Source organism: Acinetobacter sp. WCHAc060025 (genome assembly GCF_004209355.1).
Classification (GTDB): Bacteria; Pseudomonadota; Gammaproteobacteria; order Pseudomonadales; family Moraxellaceae; genus Acinetobacter; species Acinetobacter wuhouensis.
The window spans coordinates 254738-261388 of sequence record NZ_SGSX01000002.1 but is presented as its reverse complement, the minus strand read 5'-3'; the positions used below and the strand labels follow the sequence as shown (position 1 = coordinate 261388).

The window sequence follows — 6651 nt, the reverse complement described above, 5'->3', positions numbered from 1 at the left end:
CTTGCTGTATCGCGTCGGGATGCAGTGCATTCTATAGATTTTCAAAACTAACGCAAGCCCTATTTTCAACAAAAACCATCGTGTGATTATTTTTCAAACAAAATAATCTAAAAAGGACATTATTCATCTATTTTTTAGTCAATTTATTTAAATCAAACCTATAACATCTATTTAAAAATATTATTCATAGTAGTCCCCACCCGATTGGGCATGTAAAAAAGCTGGGATAAGACCTGTGAGTGCAGCACGAATATCTGCACGCTCATTGATGAGTTGGTGTGAACCCTCTTCTAAAATCAATAAAGTTTGCAATCTGAATTGACGTCGAACAAAATCAATATTGTATTTCCAATCAACAGTCTGATCTTGTGCACCTTGAGCCAACCAAACAGGAATACGACATTTCGGATAATCCTCCATTTCCTGCATCCATTTGGACATCGCTAAAATCCAATCCATTCCCATCATTCTTGGTTGTAAAGGATCTTTTAAACGAACAAAGCGTAGAAATTCAGGATTATGGTTATTTCTTTTAAAATGACGTGGCACTTCTTTTTTTATTCGTCGAATAATGCCTAGACCAATCGAGTTATGCCACCACGCTGTTTTTGCAGGACGCACCAAAGGTGAAAGCAATAATACTCGCTCTACAATTGGGTTTTCACGTTTTTGCGCATATTTAAGTAAATGATGCATCCAAATCGCACCACCCGTACTTTGTCCAATTCCCAACCAAGGCTTTGGCAATTGTGCTGAATTTTTAACATATTGATAAACTGAATGTAGAACCTGCTGATAGTGATCAAAGTCTTTAATATTTGCAGGTGACCCATCACTTAAACCATGCCCAGGTAAATCATAGGTGATGACACTAAAGCCTTGCTCTAATATTTCTTTGATAATCGGTTGATAAATACCACTATGTTCTAAGTAGCCATGAAGTAAAAATACACTGCCTTTTATTTTTTCAGTTTTAGGTTTAAACACTTGTACATGAAGTTTAAACAAAGGCATTTTGATATAGCCTTGCCAGTGCTGACAATCTAGCTGATCAAAACCATACAAACGTTGATAAGACTTAATTTCTTTATTGGCAATATATTCACGATTTAAATTTAATGCTTCTAATAATAATGGTGTGGTATCTCGATTTGGTACAGGTAAATCAAGTTGCTTTAAAATCGTTGGATTTAAAAATGGAATATCTGCCATTAAGGCACCTCTCTACAGCCACTTGACCCGAACAACATATCGCGGATTGTTGCTAATGTTTCGTAATTTGCACGACGGCTATGATCATAATTTTGTTTGCTTGGTTGCCATTCACTAAGTTGCGTCGGCATTGGCGCATTAACTGGAATGGTTTCTATACCACTAAGTGCAAATAATCGTCTTGTTCTAGGCATATGATAACGATCTGTCACCAAGAGTACTGTTGGCGCTCCACCTTTCTTTTGTAAAAGTAATGAACTAAACCGTGTATTCTCACAAGTGTTCATACTGCGGTTTTCGAGCAGTTTTGCTTCCACACCACGTTCGGCTAACCATTTTTGCATATAAGGCGCTTCTACGCCGCTCAAAACGATGGGGAGTTTATTTTGCTTTTCCAGTGCTAAAGTTGTTTCCAATCTTAATCGTGTATATTCATTTACAATAATATCTTTTTGATTTTTATCGAGTGTTAATCCACCACCCAAAACAACAATTGCATAGGGTTGGCTTGATTTTAAACTCTCTCGATTTTGTTCATTTGCATCAGAACCATTTTCAACAACATCAGTGACTTGTGAGCTCGCCAATTCTGCATCAACCGCAACCGCATCTCCCATCAATAATGCTTCATCGATTTGATGGGTTTTTAAGAATTTCAAATATTCATCCATTAAAGCTTTATTGTCTTCACTATTTAAATCCAATAACGCTTTAACAGTTTCACTTGACTGATCACTCACAACGCCAGAAGCCACCGCCTCTGAGCTTGCTTGTTCAGAACTGACTTGTTCTGAAAGTAAAGGAATAACAGGTTTATCCTGCTCTTGTTCTTCACTTTTTTGTTCTTGGGAAATTTTTTCTTGTAAGGCTTTATATCTCAATTGTAGCAACATTAAATCTTGTGCATTTTTACTTTTTATTTCCTCATCTAAAAGTTTCAAATACGCTTGACGTGCAATCCATAAGTCAGAACCTGGTTCAAGTGTATTTTCTTCTGACAATGCTGCCTTTTGTTGACTTTGCGCTGCAACCTGATCTACTTCAACAGGAACGACATGATTTAGAATTTTCACCATCATATTGGAGTAAAATGGTGTATACCAAAAAACCACCAGACAGCTCAATAAGACGAATAGTATCGCAACTATTCGTACAAATCTGACCATCCAATGTTGTTTCACCATAAACTTACTCTATTAATGGTTTTGAATTAAACCTTGCTCATTAAAAAGCACAGGTTCAGGTTCTAAATGTACACCAAATTTATCATAAACATCTTTCTGTACCGCTTGAAAAGTTGCTTTCACATCTTTCAATGTTGCATCAGCATAATTTACCAGTACTAAAGCTTGTTTATGAAACATACCTACTTGATTGAGCCGTTTACCTTTCCAACCTGACTGATCAATCAACCAACCTGCGGCAATTTTAACTTGATTATCTTTTTGAGGATAATGTGGAATATTAGGGAATTTTTCAATTAATTGTGTAAAATCTTGTTGATTAATAATTGGATTTTTAAAGAAACTCCCTGCATTTGGAAATTCTTTTGGGTCTGGTAATTTACTTTGGCGAATCTGAATCACTTGTTTTTGCAAGTTTTCAGGCGTAATTTCATCTCCCATCGCAGCTTTCAAGTCACCATAATTCATTTTTAAATCAGCATGTTTTAATAATTTAAAAATAACATGGGTGATCACATAACGATTTGGATCATCTTTAAAAATGCTATGTCGGTATGAGAATTGACAATCAACCGCCTGAATGTGCTGTGTTTGCTTACTTTGACGATCATAAACTTCAACAGATTCAATAAACTCGCCTGCTTCAACACCATAAGCACCAATATTTTGTACAGGTGACGCGCCAACTAAACCCGGAATCAATGCGAGATTTTGTAAACCATACATTTTCTGTTCCGTCGTCCATAACACAAAATCATGCCAAACTTGACCCGCCCCCACTCTGAGGATTGCAGTATTTTCATCTTCTGCGAATAACTCAATACCTTGAATATCTATCGCGATCACAAGTGCATGAATCTGTTCAGGAAGCATCATATTACTGCCTCCTGAAAGGAGTAAAACATTTAAATTTTGCTGTTGAGCAAATTGCAAAGCTTCTTCAAGTTCAGCAACAGATTGAACTTTAACAAAATGAGAAGCTGTTGCGCTCAAACTTAAGGTATTGAATGGCTTTAGTTGAACCTGAGATTCAATATTCATTATCTAAATTATTTCCTAACGATGTTCTAAAGCAATTTGCTAAAATCACCTTGTAAAATGATAATTGAATTTCAATCAATTATTTATATTGAAATTGCTGTTGCAAAACATTGACCCAAGCTTGGCTACTTGACTCGCATTGATCAATCACACGTTCAAAACCGTCTGCTTCTCCATAATAAGGATCGGGTAAGGCTTGTTGCGGATATTGCTGATCATGTTCACTCATCAATGCAATTGTAGACCTTATTTGACTTGCACTAAACTGTTGAATGGCTTGTTTTAACAAATCTTGGATATCATCAAAATTTTCATGATCCATCGCTAAAATTAAATCAAAGTCCAAAAAATCCTGTGTTTTTAGCTGTCTAGCTCTTAAAGAAGAAAGATCATAGCCTCTTTTTATTGCATGTTTTTGACTACGACTATCTGGAGCTTTATTCGGGTGATAATTACTTGTACCCGCCGAATCAACAATAACATTTAATTGTTTTTCATCACAAAAATGTCGTAACACCACTTCAGCTGTTGGAGAACGACAAATATTTCCCAAGCACACACATAAAACTTTGTATGGCGTTTTGGATGACATAACAACCTCAAATGATCATTTATTTTATAAAGTCTTATGTTAAGTTATTTAGCAAGCGAATCCTATAGAACTGTAAAACAATAATGTTTAATTTGTGATGATAGATTAAGGATAATACACATGAGTCATTTTCAATTTCAGACTGTCGCCAATATCATTTCAGGGGTAGGTTCGATTCAAGAACTTAAAAATATTTTAGCCCATAAATATCAGAAAGCCTTAATTGTAACCGATGCAGGAATGATTCAACATTCACTCCATTTACCTATTTTAGAAATATTAGAACAATCTCAAATAGAGTATGAAATTTATTCAGAAGTTCAAGCTGATCCTGCTGAGAGCATTGTGTTATCTGCCGTTGAGTTTGCTAAACAAAGAAATGTCGATGTGGTGATTGGTTTTGGTGGCGGTAGCTCAATGGATGTTGCCAAACTGATTGCAATATTGGCAAATCCAAAACAAACTCAGACCATTCAAGAAATCTATGGGGTGAATAATGCCCAAGGTCCTCGTTTACCTTTAATCTTAATTCCTACGACAGCAGGTACTGGTTCTGAAGTAACACCTATTTCTATCGTTACCACAGGTGAAACCACCAAAACAGGCATTGTTGCACCCATCTTATATGCTGATGTAGCAATTTTAGATGCAGCATTCACCACAGGCTTACCTGCACATATCACCGCGGCAACAGGTATAGATGCGATGGTGCATGCGATCGAAGCTTATACTTCAAAGATTAAAAAGAATTTTTATGCGGACATGCTTGCCAAACAAGCACTCAAACTGTTGAATAAAAATTTAAAATTAGTTTTAGAAAATGGTTCAAATTTAGAAGCACGTCAAAATATGCTACTGGGTTCGATGCTTGCTGGTCAGGCTTTTGCCAATGCGCCAGTCGGTGCTGTGCATGCACTTGCCTATCCTTTGGGTGGGCATTTTCATTTATCGCATGGGCATACCAATGCTCTCGTTTTACTTGAAGTATTAAAATTCAATGCGCCTGAAGCAAAAACATATTATGCAGAACTGATGCAATGGCTAAATCCATATAGTAAAGGCAGCATCGAAGGTTTATGTGATCTCTTTATTGATCATATGCAAAGCCACCTAGACAATAGCGGTTTAACCTTAAAACTACGTGATTTAAATGTACAAGAACATCAACTTGAAACTTTAGCCAATGATGCGATGTTACAAACACGACTTTTGCAAAATAATCCAAGAGCAATGCAACAAGAAGATGCTCTGAAAATTTATCAAGCGATTTATTAACACCGTTCTTATAGTAAGGAGGTAAAGCTTTTTGATGAATTCAGACTCATCAATAAGCTTTTATCCCCTAAAGTTCTAACTCATCCAGACTTAGCTTCCCAATCAAGCAAAAACCAACTGCTTCTTTATTAATCTTTTCTCATACTATGAAAATAACAATAAGTTGAAATTACAGCCAAATAATCATCTATTTTTTAACCATTTAAAATAAATCAAATCTACAGACATTTAATAATAAGTATTATATTTTCAGTAATTTATTACAAATCAATAGATTAATTACATCTTAACTGGTTGTTTTTTAATTTCTCTTTCATTTAATTTTTAAAATAATTACTCTAGAATCGCTGTCCATCTTAATCGGAAAATTAAGATCACTTACAGCATCGGAAAATCATTCTATGAAAAAACTCAGCATCGCGATCTTACCTTTAGTCGCATTCGGCTTAAATACGGTTACACATGCAGCAACTTCAGATAGCAAAACATTTGGTGTATCAGCTGGTTGGTTACATGTAATGCCACAAAGTAGCGGTCAAGGTGTCTATGGTAAAACTGGTAATTCACCATTATTAGGAGCTATGGCAAATCTACAAGCAGCCAATCCTGATGCTGGTTTTGAAGTACAAGACGCTGATACAGCAGGATTAATGCTTGATTATTTTGTGAATGATAACGTTTCATTAGAATTAACTTTGGGTGTTCCGCCTGAGATGAAGCTTGCAGGCAAAGGTGCTATTAAGCTTGGAAATGAAACGATACTTGATTTAAATCAATTTGATAAAGCGGCAACGACTGATGCCTATACACCTACGATTTCTGCACGTTACCACTTTGGATCCATTAACAATAAAATCCGCCCTTATGTAGGTGCAGGCTTAATGTATGCACACTTTTCAAATGTAGAAACTGATTCTGCAATTAATGATGCATTAAAAGCTACTAAACTCGCCCCATTCAATCCACAATTGGGTAAAGTTAAAGTTGATGATGCTGTAGCACCAGTTGCAATGTTAGGTATTGATTACAGTATCAATAAAAATTGGTATGCAACAGCTTCAGTTTCTTATGCTCATCTAACAACAAAAGCGAAATTGAATGTCAACGGTACAAACCCATACACTGGTGGTTCGATGACTTTAATTTCAGGTCAAAGCGACATCGAAATTAAACCAATCGTGACTTATTTAGGTCTAGGTTACCGTTTCTAATTGATTTTCATCAATTAAGCTTAAAGCCTATTCGCTTAAACTGAATAGGCTTTTTTATGTCATAAATAAAACTAAAAACTTGAATCCATTTACTAATTTGGTTAAAACATAAAGATAATATCCAAATGTAAAACTC

General features: G+C 35.6%; 6 protein-coding genes. 2 read left to right on the top strand and 4 right to left on the bottom strand.

The genetic code is table 11. The annotated features are described in order from the left end of the window. Positions 1–180: 180 nt before the first annotated feature. From EXE09_RS02835 to EXE09_RS02820, 4 genes are all read right to left on the bottom strand, one after another. A complete protein-coding gene (locus EXE09_RS02835) occupies positions 181–1212 on the bottom strand; it encodes an alpha/beta hydrolase (protein ID WP_130116277.1) in 1032 nt (343 codons plus the stop codon). After that, complete coding sequence (locus EXE09_RS02830) at positions 1212–2396, bottom strand: YdcF family protein (protein WP_130116276.1); 1185 nt, start codon at positions 2394–2396, stop codon at positions 1212–1214. Before EXE09_RS02830 ends, EXE09_RS02835 begins: the two co-directional genes overlap by 1 nt. Before the next feature lie 12 nt (positions 2397–2408). Continuing rightward, complete coding sequence (gene murB / locus EXE09_RS02825) at positions 2409–3437, bottom strand: UDP-N-acetylmuramate dehydrogenase (RefSeq protein ID WP_130116275.1); 1029 nt, start codon at positions 3435–3437, stop codon at positions 2409–2411. Between the two features lie 79 nt (positions 3438–3516). Next, positions 3517–4029 carry a low molecular weight protein-tyrosine-phosphatase gene (locus EXE09_RS02820; protein WP_130116274.1) on the bottom strand — a complete coding sequence of 171 codons (513 nt, stop codon included), beginning with the start codon at positions 4027–4029 and terminating at the stop codon, positions 3517–3519. A 120-nt stretch (positions 4030–4149) separates the two neighbouring features. Here EXE09_RS02820 and EXE09_RS02815 point away from each other — a divergent pair, with 120 nt between their 5' ends. Further along, a complete protein-coding gene (locus EXE09_RS02815; protein WP_130116273.1) occupies positions 4150–5304 on the top strand; it encodes an iron-containing alcohol dehydrogenase in 1155 nt (384 codons plus the stop codon). Positions 5305–5705: 401 nt separating this feature from the next. After that, on the top strand, positions 5706–6515 hold the full coding sequence (locus tag EXE09_RS02810) for an OmpW/AlkL family protein (protein WP_130116272.1): 810 nt from the start codon (positions 5706–5708) through the stop codon (positions 6513–6515). The last annotated feature ends 136 nt before the right edge of the window (positions 6516–6651 follow it).

Bases quoted from the DNA above. Each gene is read 5' to 3' on its own strand.
- EXE09_RS02835 (WP_130116277.1), bottom strand. From the start codon at position 1,212: ATGGCAGATATTCCATTTTTAAATCCAACGATTTTAAAGCAACTTGAT.
- EXE09_RS02830 (WP_130116276.1), bottom strand. From the start codon at position 2,396: ATGGTGAAACAACATTGGATGGTCAGATTTGTACGAATAGTTGCGATA.
- murB (WP_130116275.1), bottom strand. From the start codon at position 3,437: ATGAATATTGAATCTCAGGTTCAACTAAAGCCATTCAATACCTTAAGT.
- EXE09_RS02820 (WP_130116274.1), bottom strand. From the start codon at position 4,029: ATGTCATCCAAAACGCCATACAAAGTTTTATGTGTGTGCTTGGGAAAT.
- EXE09_RS02815 (WP_130116273.1), top strand. From the start codon at position 4,150: ATGAGTCATTTTCAATTTCAGACTGTCGCCAATATCATTTCAGGGGTA.
- EXE09_RS02810 (WP_130116272.1), top strand. From the start codon at position 5,706: ATGAAAAAACTCAGCATCGCGATCTTACCTTTAGTCGCATTCGGCTTA.